The 26,559-nt window shown below is 61.2% G+C and carries 23 protein-coding genes and 1 other RNA gene; 12 read left to right on the top strand and 12 right to left on the bottom strand.

Features of this window, described 5'->3' with window-relative positions; all coding sequences use genetic code 11:
• Positions 1 to 7: 7 nt before the first annotated feature.
• From JZZ72_RS04220 to grpE, 8 genes are all read right to left on the bottom strand, one after another.
• Positions 8 to 403 (bottom strand): MFS transporter, encoded by a 396-nt coding sequence (locus tag JZZ72_RS04220; RefSeq protein ID WP_210014094.1) that lies wholly within the window; start codon positions 401 to 403, stop codon positions 8 to 10.
• A 28-nt stretch (positions 404 to 431) separates the two neighbouring features.
• The gene (gene greA / locus JZZ72_RS04215; protein WP_185061966.1) at positions 432 to 914 is read right to left on the bottom strand and encodes a transcription elongation factor GreA; all 483 of its coding nucleotides are present in this window, start codon (positions 912 to 914) and stop codon (positions 432 to 434) included.
• A complete protein-coding gene (gene carB, locus JZZ72_RS04210; protein ID WP_210014085.1) occupies positions 911 to 4,132 on the bottom strand; it encodes a carbamoyl-phosphate synthase large subunit in 3,222 nt (1,073 codons plus the stop codon). The genes greA and carB overlap by 4 nt, the downstream gene beginning before the upstream one ends.
• A gap of 107 nt (positions 4,133 to 4,239) precedes the next feature.
• Positions 4,240 to 5,376: a glutamine-hydrolyzing carbamoyl-phosphate synthase small subunit gene (carA, locus tag JZZ72_RS04205; RefSeq protein WP_043863829.1), complete on the bottom strand. Its 1,137-nt coding sequence runs from the start codon at positions 5,374 to 5,376 to the stop codon at positions 4,240 to 4,242.
• A gap of 267 nt (positions 5,377 to 5,643) precedes the next feature.
• Entirely contained in the window at positions 5,644 to 6,447 is an 804-nt protein-coding gene (gene dapB, locus JZZ72_RS04200; RefSeq protein ID WP_058540555.1) for a 4-hydroxy-tetrahydrodipicolinate reductase, read from the bottom strand.
• Positions 6,448 to 6,460: 13 nt separating this feature from the next.
• Positions 6,461 to 7,585, bottom strand: coding sequence for a molecular chaperone DnaJ (dnaJ, locus tag JZZ72_RS04195; protein WP_043863831.1), 1,125 nt, complete (start codon positions 7,583 to 7,585; stop codon positions 6,461 to 6,463).
• 192 nt (positions 7,586 to 7,777) lie between these two features.
• A complete protein-coding gene (dnaK, locus tag JZZ72_RS04190) occupies positions 7,778 to 9,694 on the bottom strand; it encodes a molecular chaperone DnaK (RefSeq protein ID WP_043863832.1) in 1,917 nt (638 codons plus the stop codon).
• 102 nt (positions 9,695 to 9,796) lie between these two features.
• Positions 9,797 to 10,351: a nucleotide exchange factor GrpE gene (gene grpE / locus JZZ72_RS04185; protein WP_043863833.1), complete on the bottom strand. Its 555-nt coding sequence runs from the start codon at positions 10,349 to 10,351 to the stop codon at positions 9,797 to 9,799.
• Between the two features lie 229 nt (positions 10,352 to 10,580).
• Here grpE and recN point away from each other — a divergent pair, with 229 nt between their 5' ends.
• Positions 10,581 to 12,254 carry a DNA repair protein RecN gene (gene recN, locus JZZ72_RS04180; RefSeq protein WP_210014084.1) on the top strand — a complete coding sequence of 558 codons (1,674 nt, stop codon included), beginning with the start codon at positions 10,581 to 10,583 and terminating at the stop codon, positions 12,252 to 12,254.
• 108 nt (positions 12,255 to 12,362) lie between these two features.
• On the opposite strand, the gene fur is transcribed toward recN, so the two are convergent.
• Positions 12,363 to 12,767: a ferric iron uptake transcriptional regulator gene (gene fur, locus JZZ72_RS04175; RefSeq protein WP_043863835.1), complete on the bottom strand. Its 405-nt coding sequence runs from the start codon at positions 12,765 to 12,767 to the stop codon at positions 12,363 to 12,365.
• A 97-nt stretch (positions 12,768 to 12,864) separates the two neighbouring features.
• Between fur and JZZ72_RS04170 the strand changes: the two genes are divergently transcribed.
• Positions 12,865 to 13,389 (top strand): outer membrane protein assembly factor BamE, encoded by a 525-nt coding sequence (locus tag JZZ72_RS04170; RefSeq protein WP_043863836.1) that lies wholly within the window; start codon positions 12,865 to 12,867, stop codon positions 13,387 to 13,389.
• 57 nt (positions 13,390 to 13,446) lie between these two features.
• Here JZZ72_RS04170 and JZZ72_RS04165 read toward each other — a convergent pair whose 3' ends face one another.
• A complete protein-coding gene (locus JZZ72_RS04165) occupies positions 13,447 to 13,758 on the bottom strand; it encodes an RnfH family protein (protein WP_078481341.1) in 312 nt (103 codons plus the stop codon).
• Positions 13,751 to 14,185 carry a type II toxin-antitoxin system RatA family toxin gene (locus JZZ72_RS04160; protein WP_043863838.1) on the bottom strand — a complete coding sequence of 145 codons (435 nt, stop codon included), beginning with the start codon at positions 14,183 to 14,185 and terminating at the stop codon, positions 13,751 to 13,753. Before JZZ72_RS04160 ends, JZZ72_RS04165 begins: the two co-directional genes overlap by 8 nt.
• A gap of 170 nt (positions 14,186 to 14,355) precedes the next feature.
• On the opposite strand from JZZ72_RS04160, the gene smpB reads away from it, so the two are divergent.
• The gene (gene smpB, locus JZZ72_RS04155; protein WP_043863839.1) at positions 14,356 to 14,838 is read left to right on the top strand and encodes an SsrA-binding protein SmpB; all 483 of its coding nucleotides are present in this window, start codon (positions 14,356 to 14,358) and stop codon (positions 14,836 to 14,838) included.
• Between the two features lie 99 nt (positions 14,839 to 14,937).
• On the opposite strand, the gene JZZ72_RS04150 is transcribed toward smpB, so the two are convergent.
• Entirely contained in the window at positions 14,938 to 15,705 is a 768-nt protein-coding gene (locus JZZ72_RS04150; RefSeq protein WP_043863840.1) for a GntR family transcriptional regulator, read from the bottom strand.
• A gap of 253 nt (positions 15,706 to 15,958) precedes the next feature.
• Here JZZ72_RS04150 and JZZ72_RS04145 point away from each other — a divergent pair, with 253 nt between their 5' ends.
• The 9 genes from JZZ72_RS04145 (at position 15,959) to JZZ72_RS04105 (ending at position 26,558) form a co-directional block, all read left to right on the top strand.
• A complete protein-coding gene (locus JZZ72_RS04145) occupies positions 15,959 to 17,626 on the top strand; it encodes a lactate permease LctP family transporter (protein WP_043863841.1) in 1,668 nt (555 codons plus the stop codon).
• Positions 17,627 to 17,694: 68 nt separating this feature from the next.
• Positions 17,695 to 18,840: an FMN-dependent L-lactate dehydrogenase LldD gene (gene lldD, locus JZZ72_RS04140; RefSeq protein WP_043863842.1), complete on the top strand. Its 1,146-nt coding sequence runs from the start codon at positions 17,695 to 17,697 to the stop codon at positions 18,838 to 18,840.
• Between the two features lie 74 nt (positions 18,841 to 18,914).
• Complete coding sequence (locus tag JZZ72_RS04135; RefSeq protein WP_043863843.1) at positions 18,915 to 21,725, top strand: FAD-binding and (Fe-S)-binding domain-containing protein; 2,811 nt, start codon at positions 18,915 to 18,917, stop codon at positions 21,723 to 21,725.
• A gap of 147 nt (positions 21,726 to 21,872) precedes the next feature.
• On the top strand, positions 21,873 to 22,154 hold the full coding sequence (locus JZZ72_RS04130; protein WP_210014083.1) for a hypothetical protein: 282 nt from the start codon (positions 21,873 to 21,875) through the stop codon (positions 22,152 to 22,154).
• Positions 22,155 to 22,255: 101 nt separating this feature from the next.
• Positions 22,256 to 22,647, top strand: a transfer-messenger RNA (tmRNA) gene (ssrA, locus tag JZZ72_RS04125).
• Positions 22,648 to 22,834: 187 nt separating this feature from the next.
• Positions 22,835 to 24,091 (top strand): integrase domain-containing protein, encoded by a 1,257-nt coding sequence (locus JZZ72_RS04120; protein ID WP_210014082.1) that lies wholly within the window; start codon positions 22,835 to 22,837, stop codon positions 24,089 to 24,091.
• A gap of 492 nt (positions 24,092 to 24,583) precedes the next feature.
• A complete protein-coding gene (locus tag JZZ72_RS04115; RefSeq protein ID WP_210014081.1) occupies positions 24,584 to 25,273 on the top strand; it encodes a GntR family transcriptional regulator in 690 nt (229 codons plus the stop codon).
• Between the two features lie 30 nt (positions 25,274 to 25,303).
• Complete coding sequence (locus tag JZZ72_RS04110) at positions 25,304 to 26,263, top strand: chlorinating enzyme (RefSeq protein WP_179029043.1); 960 nt, start codon at positions 25,304 to 25,306, stop codon at positions 26,261 to 26,263.
• A 25-nt stretch (positions 26,264 to 26,288) separates the two neighbouring features.
• The gene (locus tag JZZ72_RS04105; protein WP_210014080.1) at positions 26,289 to 26,558 is read left to right on the top strand and encodes a phosphopantetheine-binding protein; all 270 of its coding nucleotides are present in this window, start codon (positions 26,289 to 26,291) and stop codon (positions 26,556 to 26,558) included.
• The last annotated feature ends 1 nt before the right edge of the window (position 26,559 follow it).

Below are 26,559 nucleotides of genomic sequence, written 5' to 3'. Positions count from 1 at the left end.
GCGCCGTTCAGTGGCGCGCCTTGCGCGCCCTGCCCGGCGGCGGCTGCAGCACCAGCAGCAAACCGCTGAGGCCCAGCACCAGGTAGCAGAACAGCTGCCAACGCAACTGCCCCGCCCCGCCAACCCGCAAGACGAAATACATCACGCACGCCGCCACTGCCATCAGCAGCAGTTGCCCACGCATGTCTCGCCACAGGCTGGCCATCCCTTCGGCCTGAATCAGCACCAGCACCTGCACGCTGCAGCCCACCGCCGCAAAGGCGACCAGCAGCGACGCGGCCAGCACGCCAAAATCCTCGATCAACAGCGGCGCCAGACCAATCTGGCCCAGCACCGGCAGTACCGCAAAATGCAGCATCCACACGCCGCCGACCCAGAGCACCTGGGCCAGCTGCCAGATCACTGCCGACGCGGCAAAGCCGCGCGGGCGATCAAATGTGACGGACTTCGACAATCTCGTACTCGACTGTGCCGCTCGGCGTCTTGATCACCACAGTGTCACCCTCTTCCTTGCCGATGATGGCGCGGGCGATCGGAGCACCGACCGAGAGCTTGCCGTTCTTGACGTCCGCCTCGTCCTCACCAACGATCTGGTAGGTCACCTGATCGCCGGTTTCGGTGTTTTCAAGGTCCACGGTGGTGCCGAAGATCACCTTGCCCGTGTGGGCAATGGTGGTAACGTCGATCACTACCGCATTCTGCAGGCGGCCTTCGATATCGCGGATACGCGCCTCGACCATGCCCTGCTCTTCACGGGCAGCGTGGTACTCGGCGTTTTCCTTGAGATCGCCCAGCTCACGGGCTTCGCCAATCGCCTGGCTCAGGCGCGGGCGTTCGGTCTTGCTCAGGAAGAGATGCTCTTCCTCCAGGGCGCGAGCGCCCTGAACGGTCATCGGGTATTTGGTAATACTCATGCTTTGAGTCCTGCATGCAGATCCTGCAAGCGACGTACGGTTTTTTCCGGACCGAACTTCAGCGCTTCGCAGATGGCTTCACCGGCCGCAATGGTCGTGGTGCAGTAGATCTTGTGCTGCAACGCATTGCGACGAATCGAGTAGGAGTCGGCAATCGACTGGCGACCTTCGGTGGTGTTGATGATCAGCGACACTTCGTCGTTCTTGATCATGTCGACCACGTGCGGACGACCTTCGGTCACCTTGTTCACGCGACGTACTTTCAGGCCTGCCGCCTCGATGATCTTGGCGGTACCGGCCGTGGCAACCACTTCGAAGCCCAGGTTGATCAGGTCGCGGGCAACGCCAGCCACCTGCGGCTTGTCGTCGTCACGCACGCTGATGAACGCGGTGCCGCCGGTCGGCAGCACTTCGCTGGCGCCCATCTGGGCCTTGGCGAAGGCTTCGCCGAAGGTGTCGCCGACACCCATGACCTCACCGGTGGACTTCATTTCAGGGCCGAGGATCGGATCGACGCCCGGGAACTTCGCGAACGGGAACACCGCTTCCTTCACGCTGTAGAAGTTCGGAATGATTTCCTGGGTGAAACCGATCTCTTTCAGGGTCTTGCCGGCCATGACGCGAGCCGCAATCATCGCCAGCGAGGTGCCGATGCACTTGGACACGAACGGCACGGTACGCGAAGCACGCGGGTTGACCTCGATCACGTAGATCTTGTCGCCCTGCAGCGCCAGTTGCACGTTCATCAGGCCGACAACGCCCAGCTCCAGGGCCATCTTCTTGACCTGGTCGCGCACTTCGTCCTGCACGTGGGCAGGCAGCGAGTACGGCGGCAGCGAGCATGCCGAGTCACCGGAGTGAACACCGGCCTGCTCGATGTGCTGCATGATCGCGCCGATCACCACGTCGGTGCCGTCGCAGACCGCATCCACGTCCATCTCGATGGCGCAGTTGAGGAAGTGGTCCAGCAGCACAGGGCTGTCGTTGGACACCTGCACCGCTTCACGCAGGTAGCGCTTGAGTTCGTCCAGTTCGTAGACAATCTCCATCGCACGGCCGCCCAGTACGTAGGACGGGCGCACCACCAGCGGGTAACCGATGACGCCGGCGGCACGAATTGCTTCGTCTTCGCTGCGCACGGTGGCGTTTGGCGGCTGCAGCAGGTTCAGGCGCTGAACCATCTGCTGGAAGCGCTCACGGTCTTCGGCGCGGTCGATGGAGTCCGGGCTGGTACCGATGATCGGTACGCCGGCTTCTTCCAGGGCACGGGCCAGTTTCAGCGGAGTCTGGCCGCCGTAGTGCACGATGACACCCTTCGGCTTCTCGACACGCACCACTTCCAGCACGTCTTCCAGGGTCAGCGGCTCGAAGTACAGGCGGTCGGAGGTATCGTAGTCGGTGGAGACGGTCTCCGGGTTGCAGTTGACCATGATGGTCTCGTAGCCGTCTTCACGCAGGGCCAGTGCCGCATGGACGCAGCAGTAGTCGAACTCGATGCCCTGGCCGATACGGTTGGGGCCGCCACCCAGGATCATGATCTTGTCGCGGGTCGACGGGTTGGCCTCGCACTCTTCCTCGTAGGTGGAGTACAGATAGGCGGTGTCGGTGGCGAACTCGGCAGCGCAGGTATCGACGCGCTTGTAGACCGGGAAGATCTCGAGCTTGTGGCGGTGACGACGCAGGTTCTTGTCGGTGATGCCCAGCAGCTTGGCCAGGCGCTGGTCAGAGAAGCCCTTGCGCTTGAGGCGCAGCATCAGTGCCTTGTCGATATCGGCCAGGCCCAGGGTCTTGACCTTCTCTTCTTCCTTGATCAGGTCTTCCATCTGCACCAGGAACCAGCGGTCGATCATGGTCAGGGCGAAGATTTCATCCACGCTCATGCCCGAACGCATGGCGTCGGCCACATACCAGATACGCTCGGCGCCCGGCACGGTCAGCTCGCGCTTGAGGATGCTGACAGCTTCTGGGCTGGCCAGGTCGACTTTCGGGTCCAGCCCGCATACGCCGACTTCCAGGCCGCGCAGGGCCTTCTGCAGCGACTCCTGGAAGGTGCGGCCGATGGCCATGACTTCACCCACGGATTTCATCTGGGTGGTCAGGCGGGCATCGGCTTTCGGGAATTTTTCGAAGGCAAAGCGTGGCAGCTTGGTGACGACGTAGTCGATCGAAGGTTCGAACGAGGCCGGCGTGCGACCACCAGTGATGTCGTTCTGCAGTTCGTCGAGGGTGTAGCCAACAGCCAGCTTGGCGGCGATCTTGGCGATCGGGAAGCCGGTGGCTTTCGAGGCCAGGGCCGAGGAACGCGAAACCCGCGGGTTCATCTCGATCACGACCATGCGGCCAGTGTCCGGGCAGATACCGAACTGCACGTTGGAGCCGCCGGTTTCGACACCGATTTCACGCAGCACCGCCAGCGAGGCGTTGCGCATGATCTGGTATTCCTTGTCGGTCAGGGTCTGTGCCGGTGCGACGGTGATCGAGTCACCGGTGTGCACGCCCATCGGGTCGAAGTTCTCGATGGAGCAGACGATGATGCAGTTGTCCTTTTTGTCGCGGACCACTTCCATCTCGTACTCTTTCCAGCCGATCAGCGATTCGTCGATCAGCAGTTCCTTGGTTGGCGACAGGTCCAGACCACGGGCGCAGATTTCTTCGAATTCTTCACGGTTGTAGGCGATGCCGCCACCGGTGCCGCCCATGGTGAAGGACGGACGGATGATGCACGGGAAGCCCAGCTTCTCGAGCACCGCATTGGCCTCTTCCATGCTGTGGGCGATACCCGAGCGCGGGCATTCCAGGCCGATGGCCTTCATGGCCTTGTCGAAACGCGAGCGGTCTTCGGCCTTGTCGATGGTGTCGGCGTTGGCACCGATCATTTCCACGCCGAATTTTTCCAGGACGCCTTCGCGCTCCAGGTCCAGTGCGCAGTTCAGCGCGGTCTGGCCGCCCATGGTCGGCAGCAGCGCGTCAGGGCGCTCCTTCTCGATGATCTTGGCCACCGACTGCCACTTGATCGGCTCGATGTAGGTGGCGTCGGCCATGGCCGGGTCGGTCATGATGGTGGCCGGGTTGGAGTTCACCAGGATGACGCGAAAACCCTCCTCGCGCAGGGCCTTGCAGGCCTGGGCGCCGGAGTAGTCGAATTCGCAGGCCTGGCCGATCACGATCGGGCCGGCGCCGAGAATCAGGATGCTTTTGATGTCTGTACGTTTTGGCATGGGTTGTCACTCAAATCCGCGGGTCAGTGGGCAAGCTGTGTCGAACAATCCACTCGAGGAGCGCCTGAACGCGGCCTGTGCCGGTTCAGGGCTGCCTCCGGGGGTGCTCAGCGGCGCTTGGCCATGGCATCGATGAAACGATCAAACAGTGGCGCGACGTCGGTCGGGCCCGGGCTCGCCTCAGGGTGACCCTGGAAGCTGAAGGCGCTCTTGTCGGTGCGTTCGATGCCCTGCAGGGTACCGTCGAACAGCGACTTGTGGATGGCGCGCACGTTGCCTGGCAGGGTCGCTTCATCTACCGCGAAACCGTGGTTCTGGCTGGTGATCATCACCACGCCGGTGTCCAGGTCCTGGACCGGGTGGTTGGCACCGTGGTGACCATGACCCATCTTGACGGTCTTGGCACCGGAGGCCAGGGCCAGCAGCTGGTGGCCCAGGCAGATACCGAACACCGGCACTTCGGTTTCGAGGATTTCGCGGATCGCCTGGATCGCGTAGTCGCAAGGCTCGGGGTCGCCCGGGCCGTTGGACAGGAACACGCCATCGGGGTTGAGCGCGAGCACTTCGCTGGCCGGGGTTTGCGCCGGCACCACGGTGACGCGGCAGCCGCGCTCTACCAGCATGCGCAGGATGTTCAGCTTGACGCCATAGTCGTAGGCCACGACGTGGTACGGCAGCTCGGCGGCGTCGATGGTCGGGTGGCTGTCGGTCTTCAGGTTCCACACGCTGGAGCGCCACTCGTAGCGGCTCTTGGTGCTGACGACCTTGGCCAGGTCCATGCCCTTCAGGCCTGGGAAGCCGCGCGCGGCTGCGATGGCCGCCTCTTCAGAAATGTTGTCGCCAGCCAGGATGCAGCCGTTCTGCGCGCCCTTCTCACGCAGGATGCGGGTCAGGCGACGGGTGTCGATACCGGCAATGGCCACCACATTGTTGGCCTTGAGGTAATCGGACAGCGACATCGTGTTGCGCCAGTTGCTGGCGATCAGCGGCAGGTCACGGATGACCAGGCCGGCCGACCAGACCCGATCGGACTCGGCGTCTTCCGGCGTGGTGCCGGTGTTGCCGATGTGCGGGTAGGTCAGGGTAACGATCTGCTGCGAGTAAGAAGGGTCAGTCAGGATTTCCTGATAGCCGGTCATTGCGGTGTTGAACACCACCTCACCAACGGTCTGACCGTCGGCTCCAATGGCCTCACCGCGAAAAATGCTGCCATCGGCAAGGGCGAGTATGGCTGGCTTAGTCAAGAAGACCTCCCAAAAATAAAGCCTGAAGGGGCGATCGCAGGTTGCAAAAAAGCGGAATGACGTATAGACACGTCACCCCGCTTTCTTCGTCGAATTATCTGCGCGCTTTTAGTGGACACACTAAAGCTGTAGCTTACAGAAAAAGGCTTTTTCGGTCTACCACTGATGTGCCTGAAAGGCATGGGAATGCGACAGAAAGTCGCTTGTTTCAAACGCTTGGCCAGGGAGGCCGGCGAAGGGGCCGCATGGCAGCCCCTGATGCAGCGATCAACGCAGGTCTAGCACGTCCTGCATGTCGTACAGGCCCGGCGCACGCCCATCCAGCCACAGAGCGGCACGTACCGCACCCTTGGCGAAGGTCATGCGGCTGGAGGCCTTGTGGGTGATCTCCAGGCGCTCGCCGTCAGCGGCGAACAGCACGGTATGGTCACCCACCACGTCGCCGGCACGCACGGTGGCAAAGCCGATGGTCTTGCGGTCCCGCGCGCCGGTCTGGCCTTCCCGGCCATACACGGCCACTTCCTGCAGGTCACGACCAAGTGCATTGGCCACCACCTCGCCCATGCGCAGCGCGGTACCCGACGGCGCATCCACCTTGTGACGGTGATGGGCCTCGATGATCTCGATGTCCACATCGTCGCCCAGCACGCGCGCCGCCATGTCCAGCAGCTTCAGGCTGAGGTTGACGCCAACGCTGAAGTTGGCGGCAAACACGATAGGGATGTCCTTGCCCGCCTCGGCCAGCAGTTGCTTCTCTTCAACACTGAAACCGGTGGTGCCGATGACCATCGCCTTGCCCGCCTTGCGGCAGAACGCCAGGTTCTTCAAAGTCACCGAAGGATGGGTGAAGTCGATCAGCACATCGAACTCGTCGACCACCCGATCCAGATCACCCGACAGCGGCACACCAATACGCCCCAGCGCCGCCAGCTCACCGGCGTCGGCCCCGACCAGCGTACTGTCCGGACGATGCACGGCGGCGGTCAGGCCCGCCCCCGGCGTCTGCTGCACTGCCTCGATCAGGGTCTTGCCCATCCGCCCTGCCGCGCCCATTACCGCTATACGTCGCATGCCCTGTTCCTTCTTACAGATCGCCGAAGAAGCGCTTTACGCCTTCGAACCAGCCATTGGCCTTGGGAGAATGGCAGCTGTCGCCATCCAGCGAAACACGCAACTCTTCGAGCAGCTCACGCTGACGACGGCTCAGGTTGACCGGCGTTTCTACCGCCACCCGGCACATCAGGTCGCCCGCGCCACCGCCACGCACCGGCGCAACGCCCTTGCCGCGCAGACGGAACTGCTTGCCGGTCTGGGTCCCCTCGGGGATCTTCAGCTTGACCCGGCCATCGAGGGTCGGCACTTCAAGCTCGCCACCCAGCGCCGCATCGGTGTAGCTGATCGGCACTTCGCAGTACAGGTGCTTGCCGTCGCGCTGGAAGATCGGGTGCTCGCGCACATTGATCACCACGTACAGGTCGCCGGTCGGGCCACCCTGGGAACCTGCCTCGCCTTCGCCCGACAGGCGAATGCGGTCACCGGTATCGACGCCGGCCGGCACCTTGACCGAGAGGGTCTTGTACTCTTCGACACGACCTTCGCCATGGCACGAATCGCACGGGTCGGTGATGATCTTGCCCTGGCCGTGACAGCGCGGGCAGGTCTGCTGCACCGAGAAGAAGCCCTGCTGCATGCGCACCTGGCCAATACCGCCACAGGTCGGGCAGGTCGAAGGCGACGAGCCCTTCTTGGCACCCGAGCCATCGCACGGCGCACAGTTGACCAGCGTCGGCACACGGATGTTGACCGTGGTGCCGCGCACGGCCTCTTCCAGGTTCAGCTCGAGGGTGTAGCGCAGGTCGCTGCCACGCTGAGCGCCACCGCGGCCACCGCCCCGGCCACCGCCGAAGAAGTCGCTGAACACATCACCGAAGATGTCGGAGAAGTTGGCGCCACCGAAACCGGCACCGCCGCCACCCATGCTCGGGTCGACACCGGCATGGCCATACTGATCATACGCAGCACGCTTGCTGGCATCGGAGAGCACTTCGTAAGCCTCGTTGGCTTCCTTGAACAGCTCTTCCGAGGCCTTGTCATCAGGATTACGGTCCGGGTGGTGCTTCATCGCCAGGCGACGATAGGCCTTCTTCAGGTCGGCCTCGCTCGAGCCGCGCTCGACTCCCAGAACCTCGTAATAATCACGCTTTGCCATAATTCTTTGCACTCTTGAGGACGTTCGGCATACCTCGGCGCATACCGCGCTGTGCCGCCAGCATTCAAGCGCGCTCGAATGCTGTAAAAATTCGGGTATTCCAGACACGCCAACGCGGGAGCAAGCCCCCGCGCGGCGACATCCTACCAGTCACTGCCGAACAGCAGTCAACCGGGCGACAACCTGTAGCTATTACTTGTTGTCTTTTACTTCTTCGAACTCAGCGTCGACCACGTCGTCGTGCTTGGGCTCTTCAGCTTCTGGCTGAGCACCGCCCTGAGGCTGTTCGGCCTGCTCGGCGTACATCTTCTGAGCCACTGGCGCGGAGACCTTCGACAGCTCTTCGACCTTGGCTTCGATGGCAGCCTTGTCGTCGCCTTTGACAGCGGCTTCCAGGGCGACAACGGCAGCTTCGATAGCAGCCTTCTCGTCCGCGGTTACCTTGTCACCGGCGTCGGCGACCATCTTGCGGGTCGAGTGAACCAGCGCGTCACCCTGGTTGCGGGCAGCGGCCAGTTCTTCGAACTTGCGGTCTTCCTCGGCGTTGACTTCAGCGTCACGCACCATCTGCTGAATCTCTTCCTCGGACAGACCCGAGTTGGCCTTGATCACGATCGACTGCTGCTTGCCGGTCGCCTTGTCCTTGGCACCTACGTGCAGGATGCCGTTGGCGTCGATATCGAAGGTCACTTCGATTTGCGGTACGCCACGTGGCGCTGGCGGAATCTCGGCCAGGTCGAATTTACCCAGCGACTTGTTCTGCGCGGCTTGCTTGCGCTCGCCCTGCAGCACGTGAATGGTCACGGCGCCCTGGTTGTCGTCGGCCGTCGAGAACACCTGCGACTTCTTGGTCGGGATGGTGGTGTTCTTCTCGATCAGCGCAGTCATCACGCCACCCATGGTTTCGATACCCAGGGTCAGCGGGCTGACGTCCAGCAGCAGCACGTCTTTCACGTCACCAGCCAGTACGGCGCCCTGAATGGCAGCACCCATGGCGACAGCTTCGTCAGGGTTCACGTCCTTGCGTGCTTCCTTGCCGAAGAAGTCGGTCACCAGCTTCTGCACCAGTGGCATGCGGGTCTGACCGCCGACCAGGATCACGTCGTTGATCTTGCTCACGTCGATACCGGCGTCTTTCAGCGCGATGCGGCATGGCTCGATGGTGCGCTGAACCAGGTCTTCGACCAGCGATTCCAGCTTGGCGCGGGAAATCTTCACGTTCAGGTGCTTAGGACCGGTGGCGTCTGCAGTGATGTACGGCAGGTTCACGTCGGTCTGCTGGCTCGAGGACAGCTCGATCTTGGCTTTTTCGGCAGCTTCTTTCAGGCGCTGCATGGCCAGCGGGTCACCCTTGAGGTTCATGCCGCTTTCTTTCTTGAATTCGTCGACGAGGTAGTCGATCAGACGAATGTCGAAGTCTTCACCACCCAGGAAGGTGTCGCCGTTGGTAGCCAGTACTTCGAACTGGTGCTCGCCGTCGACTTCAGCGATCTCGATCACCGACACGTCGAAGGTACCGCCACCCAGGTCGTAGACGATCACGGTGTGATCACCCTTGGCCTTGTCCATACCGTAGGCCAGTGCGGCTGCGGTCGGTTCGTTGATGATGCGCTTGACGTCCAGACCGGCAATGCGACCGGCGTCCTTGGTAGCCTGACGCTGGCTGTCGTTGAAGTAGGCAGGTACGGTGATGACCGCTTCGGTCACTGCCTCGCCGAGATAGTCTTCGGCGGTTTTCTTCATCTTTTTCAGAATTTCAGCCGAGATCTGAGGCGGAGCCATCTTCTGGCCGTTCACTTCCACCCAGGCGTCGTTGTTGTCAGCCTTGACGATCTTGTAAGGGACCATCTGGATGTCTTTCTGAACGACTTCTTCGTCAAAACGACGGCCGATCAGACGCTTTACCGCGTACAGGGTGTTGTGCGGGTTGGTCACCGCCTGACGCTTGGCCGACTGGCCGACCAGGATCTCGCCGTCATTGGCGTAGGCAATGATCGAAGGGGTGGTACGAGCGCCTTCGGCGTTCTCGATGACCTTGACGTTGCCGTTTTCCAGAATGGAGACACAGGAGTTGGTGGTCCCCAGGTCGATACCGATAATTTTGCCCATGTTAACTCTCCCGAAACTTTGGATTTGGTTGCCGCAGCGGTGGTTGCCAACTGCGGTAGCACTTAAACGCTTGACACTTAAATGGGGGCCGCCAGGCTAATTTCAAGCCTTCTCGTCAATCGAGGGCGAAACCGGAGCCGGAGCCTTGCTGACCACGACCATGGCCGGGCGCAGCAGACGCCCATTGAGCTGGTAGCCCTTCTGGAACACCTTGAGCACGCTGTTGGGCTCGACGTCCGCACTCTCCTGCATGGCCATGGCCTGGTGCAGTTCGGCGTTGAACGGTTCGCCGTGCGGGTCGATCGCCTCGAGGTTGTAGCGCTTGAGGGTGTCGTGGAACATCTTCAGGGTCAGCTCGATGCCTTCACGCATCGGGCGGATGCTCTCGTCTTCGGCGCTGGACAGCTCCAGGCCGCGCTCAAGGCTGTCGATCACCGGCAACAGGTCACCAGCGAATTTCTCAAGGGCGAACTTGTGCGCCTTCTCGACATCCTGCTCGGCGCGACGGCGCACGTTCTGAAGGTCTGCGGCGGTGCGCAGGGATTGATCCTGGGCCGCCGCCAGTTGCTCTTCGAGCACCTGCACGCGCGTGCTCAGCTCATCGCCGGCCGCCTCGGCGTTCAGATTCTGTTCATCCAGCGTCTGTTCGTCAGCCATAAAATCTCTCCTTTGCAATTTCGTCAGCGAACTTACTCGCACGTCTGCCGGCTATATGGGGTCTGAAAATGCAGCTTCAAGGGCTGATGAACAGTCAGCAGCATTACCCTCATAACCCCTTGCGATCAAAACCCTTACCGAGCAACCGAATCAAACTAAGCACAAGCATTGTCAGGCGATTTCAAAACACTGTATAAATAACCAGACTTTACGCCTGGGAGCCGCCCCAATGCTGGTGCATCTTTCCGTACACAACTACGCCATCGTCGAACACCTGGACCTCGAACTCGCCCGCGGGATGAGCGTCATCACCGGTGAAACCGGGGCCGGCAAATCGATCATGCTCGATGCCCTCGGCCTCACCCTGGGTGATCGCGCCGACAGCGGCGTGGTGCGCCCCGGGGCAGACAAGGCCGACATCCTGGCCACCTTCGACCTGAGCGACATTCCCGAGGCCCGCACCTGGCTGGCCGAGCGCGACCTGGACACCGACGGCCCGTGCATACTGCGCCGGGTGATCACCGCCGAAGGCCGCAGCCGCGGCTATATAAACGGCACGCCTTGCCCGCTGGGCGACCTCAAGGCCCTGGGCGAGCTGCTGATCGATATCCACAGCCAGCACGAACACCAGTCGCTGCTGAAGACCGACACCCATCGCCGCCTGCTCGACGAGTACGCCGGCGCCACTGACCTTGCACGCCAGGTGCAGCTGGCGGCGCAGCGCTGGCGGCAGACCCGCCAGGAGCTCGAGCGGCTGAGCAACTCCGGGGACGAACAGCGCGCGCAGCACCAGTTGCTCAGCTATCAGCTCGAAGAGCTGGAAAACCTCAACCTGGGCGAAAACGAACTTGAGCTGCTGGAACAGGAACACAAGAACCTGACCAATGCAGAGGCCCTGTTCGGTATCTGCCGCCAGGTCATCGACCATTGCAGCGAGAGCGACTCGGGCAATGTGCTCAGTGCGCTGACCGTCAGCCTCAATCGCCTGACCGCCGTACAGAATGCCCCCAAGGCGCTGGCCGAGGCGGCCAACATGATCGCCAGTGCGCAGATTCAGGTGGAAGAAGCAGTGGGCGAGCTCAACCGCTTTCTCGACCATTTCGACGCCGACCCCGCGCGGCTGCAGCAGCTGGAAGAACGTCTCGACGCCCTGTACACCCTGGCGCGCAAACACCGCGTGCACCCCAGCGAGCTGGCCGACCTGCAGCAACGACTGATGGAGGAGCTCGAAGGCCTCAACGCCAACGACGAGTCCATTGCCCGACTGGGTGACGAACTTGCCGCCTATGCCCGCCACTACCAGGAAAAGGCCTCGGAGCTGAGCCGCCTGCGCCAGCAGGCCGCGACCCAGCTGGCTGGCGCGGTGGAGCTTGAGATTCAGCGCCTGGGCATGCCTGGCGGACGCTTCAGCATCGAACTTCGCCCCAACAGTGGCGAAGACTTGTTGCCCCAGGGCCTGGAGCAGGTCGAACTGCTGGTCAGCGCCAACCCCGGCCAGCCGCTCAAGGCACTGGCCAAGGTGGCTTCCGGGGGTGAATTGTCACGGATCAGCCTGGCGATCCAGGTCATTACCGCTCAGACCTCGCGCATTCCGACCCTGGTGTTCGACGAAGTCGACGTGGGTATCGGCGGGCCGACTGCGGAAATTGTGGGGCAGCTGTTGCGTCGCCTGGGCGAGCGTGGGCAGGTATTGACGGTCACCCACCTGCCGCAGGTTGCCGCGCAGGGCCACCATCACCTGTTCGTGCACAAGGTGCGCAACAGCGATGCGACCCATACGGCGGTGGCGAGCCTGGGCAAACGCGAGCGGGTCGAAGAAGTGGCGCGCATGCTGGGCGGCATCGACCTGACCAAGGAATCGCTGGCGCATGCCAGAAAGATGGTCGTCACCAGCAAAGCCTGACTGCCCCCGCAGGAGCCGGCCTTGCCGGCGTACAACGTTACAGCCCCCACAAAGCACGAAGGCGACCCCAAGGTCGCCTTCAATGCCGTGCAATTCAAAGCAAAGTGCTTACTTTTTCTTGCGCACGTACAGCACGAGATTGTGATCTACCAACTCGTAGCCGTGCTCCAGCACGATTTCCTTCTGACGCTTTTCGATTTCGGCATCGAAGAACTCGATGACTTCGCCAGACTCCACGTTGACCATATGGTCGTGGTGGCCGCCGTCGGCCAGTTCAAACACTGCATGACCGCCGTCGAAGTTGTGACGAACGACAAGACCTGCCGCCTCGAACTGGGTCAGAACACGGTAAACCGTGGCCAGACCGACGTCCTCGCCTGCCTCCATCAACGCCTTGTAGACGTCTTCAGCACTCATGTGGCGCTGCTCGGTGGAGTCGAGCATCTGTAGAATCTTGACTCGAGGCAGGGTCACCTTGAGACCGGCTTTGCGTAATTCGCTATTTTCAACCATGGTCAGCTTTCTCGCCGATGCTGCTTCGCAGCTTCTCTGAATACGGGTATGATCGGGGTTTACGTTGTCCAGCCAAGATAGTGGAAGTCGCCCACCGATGCAAAACACCAAGCTCTTGCTAACCAGCCTCACCTTTGTGGGACTGCTCGCACTCGCCGGTTGCTCGTTCCCCGGGGTTTACAAAATCGACATCCAGCAGGGCAATGTCGTCACGCAGGACATGATAGACCAATTGCGGCCGGGAATGACCCGCCGGCAAGTACGGTTTATCATGGGCAACCCTCTGATCCAGGACACCTTCCACACCAACCGTTGGGACTACCTGTACAGTCTGCAACCAGGTGGGGGCGAGCGCCAGCAGGAACGGATGAGCGTGTTCTTCAACGAGAACGACCAGCTCGCCAGCCTGTCGGGTGACTTCATGCCGGGTGTGAGCCGCGATCAGGAAATCCTTGGCGGCGCAGCGGGCACCACTGTCAGCCCTGCCGAAGGCGAGACACCTGCCAAGCAGGAAGCCCCCGCCAAGCCTGGCTCGCTGGAAGACACCATCCAGCGCGACGTCGATACCATCGAAGTCATCCCGGTTCCAGTGCCGGAACCGCTGGACACCTCGCCGCAGTAAGCAAGGCGCAGGCAATAAAAAGCCCGGATCATTCCGGGCTTTTTCATGCGCGGCGTTTCACCGCTTGGCCTTCTTGAACACCCTGGCTACCTTGGCCGCGCGCTGTTTGCGCACCTCCTTGGGGTCGATCAGCAGCGGCCGATACAGCTCGATCCGATCACCCGCCTCGACCGGATGCTGCGACGCAACCACCTTGCCAAAGATACCCATCGGGCAATCCCCGATCGACACGCCCGGCAACTGCCCGGCGATGCCCGACAAGCGAACCGCCTCGCTCACCGACGTACCCGCTGGCACCTCCAGCGCCAGCAACAGCTGCTGCTCGGCGGTGGCGTAGACCACTTCGATGGGCAGCATCGGCTCAGCCATTGAGTTGCTTGGCCCGCTGGCAGAACGCATCCACCAGGGTGTTGGCCGCCTGGTTGAAGATCGGCCCCAGGGTGGCGCGCACCAGCGGCCCGGCGTAATCGAACGACAGGTCCAGGCTGATCTTGCAGGCCTTGTCGCCGAGTGCCTTGAACGTCCACAGCCCGTGCAGCTGATTGAACGGCCCCTCCTCAAGGTTCATCTCGATGGACTGCCCTGGCACCAACTCATTTCGCGTTACAAAACTCTGGCTCATGCCGCCCTTGGCCGCCTCGACTCGCGCACGCATCAGGGTCTCGCTCTGCTCCAGCACCGTGCTGGAGGAACACCACGGCAGAAATTCCGAATAGCGGGCGACGTCATTCACCAGGTCATACAGCGCCTGAGCGGGGTACGGCAACAGTGCCGAACGTTGAATATGGGTAGTCATCCAGGCGTCACTTCCAAAGCTGAGCGGTAAACACGATGCGAATGCCGAGGGGCGCCACATAGCGCATCAAGAGGAAAAACAGCGCGTATTGTCCGGGATTCACTCCAACGGCTCAAGCGTACCGCTACCCCGTAGCCGACAGCGCGACGACTGCCTATAATGCCGCCCCTATGGCTAAACAAAAGAAGCATCCGACAGGGACCATCGCGCAGAATAAAAAGGCGCGTCACGATTACTTCATCGAGCACAAGTTCGAGGCCGGATTGGTCCTGTCCGGTTGGGAAGTAAAAAGTCTGCGTGCCGGCAAGGCGCATCTTGTGGACAGCTACGTGCTGCTCAAGGACGGTGAAGCATGGCTGATGGGCTGCCATATCACCCCCCTGACCGCGGCCAGCACCCACGTGATCGCCGACCCGACCCGTACCCGTAAACTGCTGCTCAATCGCCGCGAGCTGGAGCGCCTGTTCGTGGGCGTACAGCAGAAGGGCTATACCTGCGTGGCATTGTCGATGTACTGGAGCAAGCACTTGATCAAGTGCGAGATTGCCCTGGGCAAGGGCAAGAAGGAATACGACAAGCGCGATACCCAGCGCGAGCGTGATTCCGATCGCGAGTTGCAGCGCGCCGTGCGCAGCAAGGGCCGCGACGAGTAGGCACGCCTGCTCTAGCCACTTTGCCAGCAAAGCCGGCTCCTACAGGCCAAGCGAAACCCTGTAGGAGCCGGCCTTGCCGGCGAAAGCCGCAACACTTGTCTAGCGCCCGTTGCGCCGCTCTGCCCGCGCGACCCGCTGCACTTCCTGACGCACCTCTTCGAGCACCTCCTGCACATACAGAATGTGCTGGCTCGACACCTCCCGTGCATCCTGCGCACGCCCTTCGACAATCGCCAGGTACAGGTCCCGGTGCTGCGCAATCAGCATGTCGCGGGTCTCGCTGCGCTGCTTGTACATACCGCCGATGTTGGTCACCACGTTGCGCTTGAGCAGGTCGAACAACCCGCGAATGGTATGCAGCAGCACCGCGTTATGGCTGGCCTCGGCAATCGCCAGGTGGAACGACGCATCCGCCGCCCCTTCCTCGGCTCGGCTCACCTCATCGGCACGCGCATAACAGTCCTGCAGCGCATCGAACGCCACCTTCAACCGCTCGCGATCCACCGCGGTGGCACGCAATGCGGCGTAATAGGCACACGACGCCTCCAGCGTATGACGAAACTCCAGCAGGTCGCGTTCAACCTCCGGATTGTTCTCCAGCAATTGCAACAAGGGGTCGCTGAACGTCGAACCCATCGACTGGGCAACATAATTGCCGCCGCCCTGTCGGCTCACCAGCATGCCCTTGGCTACCAGCTTCTGGATCGCCTCGCGCAACGACGGGCGTGACACCCCGAACTGCTCGGCCAGTTGCCGCTCGGCCGGCAACCGCTCACCGGCGGTCAAGGTGCCTTCAAGAATCATCCCCTCAAGCCGCTCGACGATATCGTCGGACAAACGGCGTTGGCGGACCTGGTTGAAAACCATCACATGCTCTCCACAATCCCGAGTTCGTTCGGGGCCGCCTATTTTGGCCTATCGGTGCCCACGCCACACCCACCAGTTGGCGAATTTCGAAGCCGCTCAGCAGACCTTTTTTCAACCGTCCGACGAAAGTTTTAGCGGGGCAAATTGACACACCCACCACAGGGCTCTTAACCTAGTGGCTCGACATTGTAAATTGGTATGACCAATTAGCCAATGCCACTGCATGACCAACAACAATTAGGGGCCACCCCATATGCAAACCTGGCAACAACTCTATAGTCCGCTTGGTAGTCTCGGCCTGTCCGCCCTGGCGGCAGTCATCCCTATCGTGTTCTTCTTCCTGGCGCTGGCCGTGTTCCGCCTCAAGGGTCATGTGGCAGGCAGCATCACGCTGGCGCTGTCGATCCTGGTCGCCATCTTCGCCTTCCAGATGCCCGCCGACATGGCCCTGGCTGCTGCCGGGTACGGTTTTGCCTATGGCCTGTGGCCCATCGCCTGGATCATCGTCGCGGCGGTGTTCCTGTACAAACTGACGGTCAAGAGCGGCCAGTTCGAAGTGATCCGCAGCTCGGTGCTGTCGATCACCGACGACCAGCGTCTGCAGGTTCTGCTGATCGGCTTCTGCTTCGGCGCCTTCCTGGAAGGCGCGGCAGGCTTCGGCGCACCCGTGGCCATTACCGCTGCACTGCTGGTGGGCCTGGGTTTCAACCCGCTGTACGCCGCCGGCCTGTGCCTGATCGCCAACACCGCCCCGGTGGCCTTCGGCGCCCTGGGTATCCCGATCATCGTGGCCGGCCAGGTCACCGGTATCGACGCCTTCAAGATCGGCGCCATGACCGGTCGTCAGTTGCCGCTGCTGTCGCTGTTCGTGCCGTTCTGGCTGGTGTTCATGATGGACGGCCTGCGCGGCGTCAAGGAGACCTGGCCTGCAGCCCTGGTGGCCGGCCTGAGCTTCGCCGTCACCCAGTACTTCACCTCCAACTTCATCGGCCCGGAACTGCCGGACATCACCTCGGCACTGGCCAGCCTGATCTCCCTGACCCTGTTCCTCAAGGTCTGGCAGCCCAAGCGCTCGATGACCACCGCCACCGGCAGCGTTGGTGCAGCCGTGGTCAACGGTGGCGGTAGCCAGCCTTCGCCTTACAGCTTTGGCGAGATCTTCAAGGCCTGGTCGCCGTTCCTGATCCTCACCGTGCTGGTCACCATCTGGACCCTCAAGCCATTCAAGGCAGCCTTTGCCGCCGGTGGTTCGATGTACAGCTGGGTGTTCAACTTCGCCATCCCGCACCTTGACCAGCTGGTGATCAAGACCGCGCCGATCGTCGCCGCCCCGACCGCCATGCCGGCGGTGTTCAAGCTCGACCCGATCTCGGCCACCGGTACCGCGATCTTCTTCTCCGCGCTGCTGTCGATGCTGGTGCTGAAGATCAACTTCAAGACTGGCCTGACCACGCTGAAGGAAACCTTCTTCGAACTGCGCTGGCCGATCCTGTCGATCGGCATGGTGCTGGCCTTTGCCTTCGTCACCAACTACTCGGGCATGTCGTCGACCATGGCCCTGGTACTGGCCGGCACCGGCGCAGCGTTCCCGTTCTTCTCGCCGTTCCTTGGCTGGCTGGGCGTGTTCCTGACCGGTTCGGACACTTCGTCCAACGCGCTGTTCAGTTCGCTGCAGGCCACCACCGCGCACCAGATCGGGGTCAACGACACCCTGCTGGTGGCCGCGAACACCAGCGGCGGCGTTACCGGCAAGATGATCTCGCCACAGTCCATCGCCGTGGCATGCGCGGCCACCGGGCTGGTCGGCAAGGAGTCGGACCTGTTCCGCTTCACCCTCAAGCACAGCTTGTTCTTCGCCACCATCGTCGGCCTGATCACCTTGATCCAGGCGTACTGGCTGACCGGCATGCTGGTTCACTAAAGTGAAAGAGGCCGGGCGCCCCAAGGGCGCCCGGCAGCTGCCCCTTTCAACCGACGCTGCGAGACACCATGATCATTTCAGCCTCTACCGACTACCGCGCCGCAGCCCAACGCAAGCTGCCGCCCTTCCTGTTCCACTACGCCGACGGCGGCGCCTACGCCGAGTACACCCTGCGCCACAACGTCGAAGACCTGGCCAGCATCGCCCTGCGCCAGCGCGTTCTGAAGAACATGTCCGAGCTCAGCCTCGAGACCCGCCTGTTCGATGAAACCCTGAGCATGCCCGTGGCCCTGGCACCGGTCGGCCTGACCGGCATGTACGCCCGGCGCGGCGAGGTGCAGGCGGCACGTGCCGCGGCGGCCAAGGGCATCCCCTTCACCCTGTCGACCGTGTCCGTGTGCCCGATCGAGGAAGTGGCCCCGGCCATCGACCGGCCCATGTGGTTCCAGCTCTATGTGCTCAAGGACCGCGGCTTCATGCGCAATGCCCTGGAGCGTGCCAAGGCCGCCGGCGTGACCACCCTGGTGTTCACCGTGGACATGCCCGTACCCGGCGCACGCTACCGTGACGCCCACTCTGGCATGAGCGGCCCTAACGCACCGCTGCGGCGCATGTGGCAGGCCATGACCCACCCCCAGTGGGCGCTGGATGTAGGCCTGCTGGGCAAGCCCCACGACCTGGGCAACATCTCCAAATACCGCGGTAGCCCCACCGGCCTGGCCGACTACATCGGCTGGCTGGGCGCCAACTTCGACCCGTCGATTTCCTGGAAGGACCTGGAATGGATCCGCGAGTTCTGGGATGGCCCGATGGTGATCAAGGGTATTCTCGACCCGGACGACGCGCGCGACGCCGTGAAATTCGGTGCCGACGGCATCGTGGTGTCCAACCACGGCGGTCGCCAGCTTGACGGCGTGCTGTCCAGCGCCCGTGCCCTGCCGGCCATCGCCGATGCGGTCAAGGGCGACCTGAAGATCCTCGCCGATTCCGGTATCCGCAGCGGCCTGGACGTGGTGCGCATGATCGCCCTGGGCGCAGACACGGTACTGATCGGCCGTGCCTTCCTCTATGCCCTCGCCACCGCAGGCGAAGCCGGCGTGAAGAACCTGCTCGACCTGTTCGAAAAGGAAATGCGCGTGGCCATGGTGCTGACCGGCGCCAAGTCCATCAGCGAGATCACTCGCGATTCGCTGGTACGCGAATTCGGCGCCTGACCGCCTGCCCCATCACCGCCTGATTGTCCGGGGCACGCGGCGCGATAGACGCCGTGGCCCCGCGAGGAGTTTGCATGAGCCTGCCCACCGCGTTTCTCGACTCGGTTGAACGCCTGATCCCCCGTGAGCGCCGCTTCGACGACCCCACGTCTACCCTGGCCTTCGGTACCGACGCCAGCTTCTACCGGCTGATCCCCAAGCTGGTGGTGCGCGTGGAAAGCGAAGACGAAGTGGTGGGCCTGCTCCAGCTGGCCCAGCGCGACCGCGTGCCGGTGACCTTCCGCGCCGCCGGCACCAGCCTGTCGGGCCAGGCCATCAGCGACTCGGTGCTGATCGTGCTGGGCGACAACTGGAACGGTCGCGAGATTCGCGAGCAAGGCCGGCAGATCCGCCTGCAACCTGGCGTGATCGGCGCCCAGGCCAACGCCTGGCTGGCGCCGTTCGGACGCAAGATCGGCCCCGACCCGGCGTCCATCAACGCCTGCAAGATCGGCGGCATCGTTGCCAACAACGCCAGTGGCATGTGCTGCGGCACCGCCCAGAACACCTACCACACCCTGGCCGGCCTGCGCCTGGTGCTGGCCGACGGTACCCGCCTGGACAGCGAAGACCCGGCCAGCGTCGCGGCCTTCCAGAGCAGCCATGCCGACCTGCTCGAATCGCTCGCGCGCCTGGGTCGCGAGACCCGCGCCAACACCGAACTGGCCGCGAAAATCCGCCACAAATACCGGCTCAAGAACACCACCGGCCTGTCGCTCAACGCGCTGGTCGACTACGACCAGCCACTGGACATCCTCAACCACCTGCTGGTGGGCTCCGAGGGCACCCTGGGCTTCATCAGCGCGGTTACCTACGACACCGTGATCGATCACCCGCACAAGGCGTCGGCGCTGATCGTGTTCCCGGACGTGGAAACCTGTTGCACCGCCGTCACCGTGCTGAAAAGCCAGCCGGTATCGGCCGTGGAACTGCTCGACCGGCGCAGCCTGCGCTCGGTGCAGGACAAGCCCGGCATGCCGGCCTTCGTGCAGCAGCTGTCCGAGGGTGCGTGCGCCCTGCTGATCGAGTCCCGCGCTGCCACCCAGACACTGCTGCACGAGCAACTGGGCCTGATCATGGCCTCGCTGGCACAATTTCCGGTCGAGAAACAGGTCGACTTCACCGAAGACGCCAAGGAAAACGCCAAGCTCTGGGCCATCCGCAAGGACACCTTCCCGGCCGTCGGCGCCGTGCGCAAGACCGGCACCACGGTCATCATCGAAGACGTGACCTTCCCGGTCGAGCAACTGGCCATCGGCGTCAACCGCCTGATCGAGCTGTTCGAGCGGCACCACTATGACGAAGCCATCCTGTTCGGCCATGCGCTGGAGGGCAACCTGCACTTCGTGTTCACCCAGGGTTTCAACAGTGCCGAAGAGGTCGCCCGCTACCAGGCGTTCATGGACGACGTGGCACACCTGGTGGCGGTCGAATTCGGCGGTTCGCTCAAGGCCGAACATGGCACCGGGCGCAACATGGCGCCGTTCGTCGAACTGGAATGGGGCCACGATGCCTACCAGCTGATGTGGACGCTCAAGCGCCTGCTCGACCCCAACGGTATCCTCAACCCGGATGTGGTGCTCAGCAACGACCCGCAGATTCACCTTAAAAACCTCAAGCCGTTGCCGGCCGCCGACGAGATCGTCGACAAGTGCATCGAGTGCGGCTTCTGCGAACCGGTGTGCCCGTCCAAGGGGCTGACCCTGAGCCCGCGCCAGCGCATCGTGATGTGGCGCGACATCCAGGCCAAGAAGCGCGCCGGGGTCGATACCACCGCGCTTGAACGCGACTACCAGTACCAGGGCATCGACACCTGCGCCGCCACCGGCTTGTGCGCCCAGCGCTGCCCGGTAGGCATCAACACCGGCGAACTGGTGAAGAAACTGCGCGCCCAGGCTGCCAGCCACGTGAAGACAGCCGACTGGCTGGCGGAGCATTTCCACACCGCGCTAAGCGGCGCCCGCCTCACCCTGCGCGCAGCCAACGGTGCCCGCCGCCTGTTGGGCGCGCCACGTCTGGCCCGCATCAGCCAATCGCTGAGCAAAGCCAGCAACGGCCGCCTGCCGCTCTGGACGCCGGCCATGCCGCAGCCCCTGCAGCCCATCCAGTTCAGCCCGGCGAGCAACGATGCGCGGCCCCGCGTGGTGTACCTGGCGGCCTGCGTATCGCGCGTCATGGGCCCGGCCGCTGGCGATCGCGAACAGACCTCGCTGCTGGACAAGACCCGCGGCCTGCTGGAAAAGGCCGGCTACCAGGTGGTGTTCCCCGAGAACCAGGACAGCCTGTGCTGCGGTCAGCCGTTCGCCTCCAAGGGCTATGCCGAACAGGCCGAGCACAAGCGCCAGGAACTGATTGGCGCGCTGCTGCATGCCAGCCGCGGCGGGCTCGACCCGATCTACTGCGACACCAGCCCGTGCACCTTGCGCCTGGTGCAAGACCTCAAGGACTCGCGCCTGGACCTGTATGACCCGGTGCGCTTCATCCGCACCCACCTGGTGGACAAGCTGGAGTTCACCCCGCAGGACGCACCGATTGCCGTGCACGTGACCTGCAGCACCCAGCACCTGGGCGAGAGCCAGGCCCTGATCGACCTGGCGCGGCGTTGCAGCAAAGAGGTGGTGATACCCGAGGGCATCCACTGCTGCGGGTTCGCTGGCGACAAGGGCTTCACCACCCCCGAACTGAACGCACATTCACTGCGTAGCCTAAAGGACGCCGTGCAGTACTGCAGCGAAGGCATCTCCACCAGCCGCACCTGTGAAATCGGCTTGAGCGAGCATGGCGGCATCGACTATCACGGCCTGGTGTACCTGGTGGACCGGGTGACCAGAGCCAGGGCGCTGTGAGCCAAGGCGGCTCCTGCACACCGGCAGGAGCTGGCCTTGCCGGCGAACAGGCCATCTGCCACAACATCCGTCTGAACCCCTGGCATTGGCCGCAGTCCATGCAAATAGGCCCCTTATCCTGAGGCCTTCCCAGCCAAGGAGATTCACATGAAGCGTACTGCGATTACCGGACTGTTCCTCAGCGCCGCACTGCTAGCCTCGCCTGTGTTCGCGGCGGATAAAGACCTGTGTACCAGCAACCTGCAGAAGATCGACGACCAGATGGCAACCATGGGCGCGACCTCCGAAGGGCTGGACGCTGCGCTGAAGCAGCATGTGGCTGACGCCAAGGCCGCGCAGGCGGCGGGCAACGACAAGGATTGCATCACCATCAGCGCCAAGGTGCTGTCGCGCCTCGAGAAGACCGACAAGGGCGGCAACGGTCAGTAACCTCGGTGGGCGACCGGACCGGTAGTCGACGTCGCCCGACCGATGGCGTATACTCCATCACATGCACCCGAAACGGTGCTAGCGCTAGAGCAGTAAAAAATGGGGCCGATTAGGATTCGACGCCGGTGATGAAACTCTAGGTGCATGCCGAGTTGGTAACAGAACTCGTAAATCCACTGTTGCAACTTTCTATAGTTGCCAATGACGAAAACTACGAGGGTTACGCTCTCGCTGCGTAAGCAGCCGAGCCCGCTCTCCTGGTAGCTTCGGCTCCAGCAATCACTAGGGGATGCCTGTAAACCCGAAGTGATTGTCATACAGAACAGGATCGTCGTGTAGCACGTTGGGGGCAAAGCGACTAAAACTTACCCAACTCGTCCAAAGCACCCTGCCCGTCGGGCGGCTGCGGATTAACTCAATAGACACGGCTAAGCATGTAGTACCGACAGCGGAGTACTGGCGGACGGGGGTTCAAATCCCCCCGGCTCCACCACTTCGTCATCTAAAGACGTCCACGGACGTCTTTTTTTGTGCCTTAAATCCAGTAAATACGCGGGCTTCAGGGCTATGGACGGCTTTCTAGGTTTTTTGAGTTCCAGCCGATTTGGTATTCCCAATGGTATTCCCGGCTAACCGGCGCTAATCTTGGGAATACCAAAAGGTGTCATGGAGTACTTCTCATGTGCGCTCAAACCACCCGCCTCTCCGACCGCCAGCTCAAGGCGGTCAAACCGAAAGACAAGGATTACGTCCTCACCGATGGCGACGGGCTCCAACTGCGAGTCAGGGTCAATCGCTCGATGCAGTGGAATTTCAATTACCGACATCCCGTCACCAAGAATCGGATCAACATGGCACTCGGCTCTTATCCCGAGGTTTCTCTCGCGCAAGCGAGGAAGAAAACCGTTGCGGCTAGAGAACTGCTTGCACAGGGCATCGACCCAAAAGCTCAGCGCAATGAGCTTCAGGAAGCCAAACGGGCGGAAACGGAACACACCTTCGAGAACGTGGCCACCGCCTGGTTCGAGCTAAAGAAGGATTCCGTCACGCCGGCGTATGCCGAAGACATTTGGCGCTCCCTCACACTGCATGTTTTTCCGAGCATGAAATCAACGCCTCTCTCGGAAGTCAGCGCCCCAATGGTCATCAAGCTCCTTCGTCCGATTGAGGCCAAAGGCAGCCTCGAAACAGTTAAGCGAGTTAGCCAGCGCCTTAACGAGATCATGACCTACGGGGTCAATTCAGGAATGATCTTTGCCAACCCTCTCAGCGGCATTCGAGCGGTGTTTAAGAAACCAAAGAAAGAGAACATGGCAGCGCTACCACCAGATGAGCTTCCGGAGCTCATGATGGAAATTGCGAACGCCAGCATCAAGCGGACGACCCGCTGCTTGATCGAATGGCAGCTACACACTATGACCCGTCCTGCCGAAGCGGCTACCACTCGATGGGCAGATATCGACTTCGACAAACGCATCTGGACCATCCCTGCGGAGCGAATGAAAAAGCGTCGCCCCCACACGATCCCGCTGACCGAACATGCACTCTCGTTATTGGAGACGCTTAAGCCCCATAGCGGCCACAGGGATTATGTGTTCCCGTCAGATAGAAACCCGCGCACCCACGCGAATAGCCAGACAGCCAACATGGCGTTGAAACGAATGGGCTTTCAGGACCGCTTGGTCAGCCACGGCATGCGCTCCATGGCCAGCACCATCCTGAACGAGCATGGATGGGATCCGGAGCTAATCGAAGTCGCACTTGCGCATGTCGATAAAGACGAAGTACGGAGCGCCTACAACCGGGCGGATTACATAGAACGCCGGCGTCCGATGATGGCCTGGTGGAGTGAACATATCCAGAAGGCGGCCATGGGCAGCCTATCGGTATCTGCCATTAACCAAACCCGGGACCGCAATGTTCTCCCGATACGCTGAAGGCTCACGTGATTATAATGCAGCTCGCGGCTGGCGCCGAATCCTTTCCTTGCCTGTGCTGCTCATGCTAAGCCCCTAAACATGGGAAGGCTCCGCACTCCCATGTTTAGGGGCTCATTGGTGAAGAATGCGGATCGGTCTAGTAGTAATTGACTCACTGCTTGCCTTTACCCACTGAACAGCACTGAAAATCCGATCTGTTCTTATAAATAATTACTAGTCATTGGCTGCTGGAAATTACCTGGCTCCACGAGCCACATCATCCCACCACCCAATGAACACGCTTCACCCGAAAGGCGAATAGCCATCGCCTCAGACCTGCTAATCCTCTGTTTACGTGGGCCACAGCGTGAGACACGCTTGGATAGCAAGAAATTATGCTGTTAGGACCTCCGTGATCCCTCGTACGCACGAACGTCCTGAGATATTGACGCAATTGGAAAGCTGCATTATAAATTGGCTCCAGGATCCAATGAGAAAAATGAGAACACATTGAAATCAACAGCAGACCTTAAAAATGCTTTCCCTGAAATAAATGCTCAGGTCCCGCTATCAAGAAATCTTGTGGAGGAAACGTTAAGGGATGGGATTTTGAACGGCCGCCTGGCGGGCGGTACAGCCTTACGGCAGGAGGAGCTAGCCCGCATGTTCGGCGTTAGCCGTATGCCTGTCCGCGAGGCGCTGTTGAAACTTGAGGCTCAAGGACTGGTACGAAATGTACCCAACAAAGGCGCCATCGTACTTCAGATGAATGTTGACGATGCCGTCGAAACATATGCCATACGCCTGTTGCTTGAGCCGGAGGCGTTACGCCAATCAATTCCCAATCTGTGTAAGGAGGATTTCAAACAATCTAGGGAACACATTGTTGCTATGGAAAGTGAAACAGATTTGGAGAGCCTTGGACGCCTCAACAGGCTATTTCACATGTCTCTATATCGACGCACGCCCAACAAGAAGCTGCTGCGTCTGATCGACATTGAATTGCAGGAAGAGGAGCGCTTCTTGCGACTTCACCTCTCGGCTATGGGGCTGGGAGAAATGGCACAGGACGACCACAAGGCATTAGTGTCGCTTGCTGAAGCCAGAGCCCCCGAAGAGGCGGCCTCTGTGTTGCGCCAGCACCTACAGCGGGCTTGCGACACATTCAAAAACTATCTGGAAAAACAGATGACCAGTTAAAGCACGATCCACAAACCCGTGAGGTGTCAAATGGAAGAACAGGTACGTTCCCCTGACCTAGATTTTAGTCTCAGCCAGAATGAATTGGAGAAGTTCCACCGTGACGGTTACATAGGGCCTTTCGACCTTTATCACAAGGACGAAATGGAGCGCAGCTTACAAGCTCTACGGCCCAAACTGCTCAACACCAAGAAAGCGATCTATAGCCAGGACAAGGCGGTGTCAGGGATAACGAACCTGTCCAACTATGACCGTCACTTGGACGTCGACTTCCTCGCAGAGCACATTACCCGTCCAGAAATAGTCGATCGGGTGTCGAGCATCCTTGGGCGTGACACACTTTGCTGGCGCACCGAGTTCTTTCCCAAGTACCCCGGCGACGAAGGCACCGACTGGCACCAAGCCGATAATTTTTCTAACGTTGCCGGCTCCAAGCATCCTCAAATAGTCTGGCCGGAAGACGCCCAGTTCGGCGGCACCATCACCGTCTGGGCCGCATTCACCGATGCCACCATTGAAAATGGTTGTCTGCAGTTCATTCCCGGTACTCACCGGACCATGAACTACGACGAATCGAAGACCATGGATTACCAATCCGACGCCATCAATAAGATGGAAAAGGACGGCGTCCGTCGGGGCTTCTTCGGTTATGACTATCGACAACTGCAGAAAGACCCGAACTGGAAGCCCGACGAGTCCCAGGCCAAATCCATGGTCATGCGCCAAGGCCAGTTCATCATTTTCTGGTCGACCCTTATGCATGCCTCGCACCCGCACAACGGCCTGACCGACCAGATGCGCCTGGGCTTCGCCGCCCGTTATCTGCCGACCTCAGTGCAAGTCTATCCGTACTCGAACACTCTCGAGGAATTCGGCGGCCAGGCCAGCCTGGACAAGTTCGGTTGCGTATTGGTGTCCGGGGATAATCGTTTCCCTCACAACCGTTTTGTCGATCGCACCTGCAACGGCTTCCCATTCCCTCGGCGCTGAGCCAGATAAAGAAGGAGAACAGAGCATGAGCAACGTAGGAGAAATCGGCAAAATCGAGTTCTGGCTGATTAATACCTGCCGCGAATTGGGGCTACGTGTGGAAAATGCCAGCAGCGACTTCTTCGCCGCAGGAGGCACGTCACTCAGCGCCATCCGCCTGATTGCGAAGGCTGAGGAGCGTTTTGGCGAGGACAGTTTGCCCCCCGAGGATCTCTTCGCACAGAGCCTTGTAAGTGACATTGCTACCTGCATTCAACGTAACGCAAAACACTTTAACGCCCTGACGGAGATCTGAG

The sequence above is a fragment of the Pseudomonas palmensis genome (assembly GCF_017848315.1).
In the GTDB taxonomy this organism is placed as follows: domain Bacteria; phylum Pseudomonadota; class Gammaproteobacteria; order Pseudomonadales; family Pseudomonadaceae; genus Aquipseudomonas; species Aquipseudomonas palmensis.
The sequence above is the reverse complement of the archived record's forward strand: the minus strand, read 5'-3'. Positions and strand labels throughout refer to the sequence as shown.

Excerpts from the sequence above, each read along its gene's own strand:
- greA (WP_185061966.1), bottom strand. The coding sequence starts at position 914 with ATGAGTATTACCAAATACCCGATGACCGTTCAGGGCGCTCGCGCCCTG.
- carB (WP_210014085.1), bottom strand. The coding sequence starts at position 4,132 with ATGCCAAAACGTACAGACATCAAAAGCATCCTGATTCTCGGCGCCGGC.
- dapB (WP_058540555.1), bottom strand. The coding sequence starts at position 6,447 with ATGCGACGTATAGCGGTAATGGGCGCGGCAGGGCGGATGGGCAAGACC.
- dnaJ (WP_043863831.1), bottom strand. The coding sequence starts at position 7,585 with ATGGCAAAGCGTGATTATTACGAGGTTCTGGGAGTCGAGCGCGGCTCG.
- dnaK (WP_043863832.1), bottom strand. The coding sequence starts at position 9,694 with ATGGGCAAAATTATCGGTATCGACCTGGGGACCACCAACTCCTGTGTC.
- grpE (WP_043863833.1), bottom strand. The coding sequence starts at position 10,351 with ATGGCTGACGAACAGACGCTGGATGAACAGAATCTGAACGCCGAGGCG.
- recN (WP_210014084.1), top strand. The coding sequence starts at position 10,581 with ATGCTGGTGCATCTTTCCGTACACAACTACGCCATCGTCGAACACCTG.
- fur (WP_043863835.1), bottom strand. The coding sequence starts at position 12,767 with ATGGTTGAAAATAGCGAATTACGCAAAGCCGGTCTCAAGGTGACCCTG.
- JZZ72_RS04170 (WP_043863836.1), top strand. The coding sequence starts at position 12,865 with ATGCAAAACACCAAGCTCTTGCTAACCAGCCTCACCTTTGTGGGACTG.
- JZZ72_RS04165 (WP_078481341.1), bottom strand. The coding sequence starts at position 13,758 with ATGGCTGAGCCGATGCTGCCCATCGAAGTGGTCTACGCCACCGCCGAG.
- JZZ72_RS04160 (WP_043863838.1), bottom strand. The coding sequence starts at position 14,185 with ATGACTACCCATATTCAACGTTCGGCACTGTTGCCGTACCCCGCTCAG.
- smpB (WP_043863839.1), top strand. The coding sequence starts at position 14,356 with ATGGCTAAACAAAAGAAGCATCCGACAGGGACCATCGCGCAGAATAAA.
- JZZ72_RS04150 (WP_043863840.1), bottom strand. The coding sequence starts at position 15,705 with ATGGTTTTCAACCAGGTCCGCCAACGCCGTTTGTCCGACGATATCGTC.
- JZZ72_RS04145 (WP_043863841.1), top strand. The coding sequence starts at position 15,959 with ATGCAAACCTGGCAACAACTCTATAGTCCGCTTGGTAGTCTCGGCCTG.
- lldD (WP_043863842.1), top strand. The coding sequence starts at position 17,695 with ATGATCATTTCAGCCTCTACCGACTACCGCGCCGCAGCCCAACGCAAG.
- JZZ72_RS04135 (WP_043863843.1), top strand. The coding sequence starts at position 18,915 with ATGAGCCTGCCCACCGCGTTTCTCGACTCGGTTGAACGCCTGATCCCC.
- JZZ72_RS04130 (WP_210014083.1), top strand. The coding sequence starts at position 21,873 with ATGAAGCGTACTGCGATTACCGGACTGTTCCTCAGCGCCGCACTGCTA.
- JZZ72_RS04120 (WP_210014082.1), top strand. The coding sequence starts at position 22,835 with ATGTGCGCTCAAACCACCCGCCTCTCCGACCGCCAGCTCAAGGCGGTC.
- JZZ72_RS04110 (WP_179029043.1), top strand. The coding sequence starts at position 25,304 with ATGGAAGAACAGGTACGTTCCCCTGACCTAGATTTTAGTCTCAGCCAG.
- JZZ72_RS04105 (WP_210014080.1), top strand. The coding sequence starts at position 26,289 with ATGAGCAACGTAGGAGAAATCGGCAAAATCGAGTTCTGGCTGATTAAT.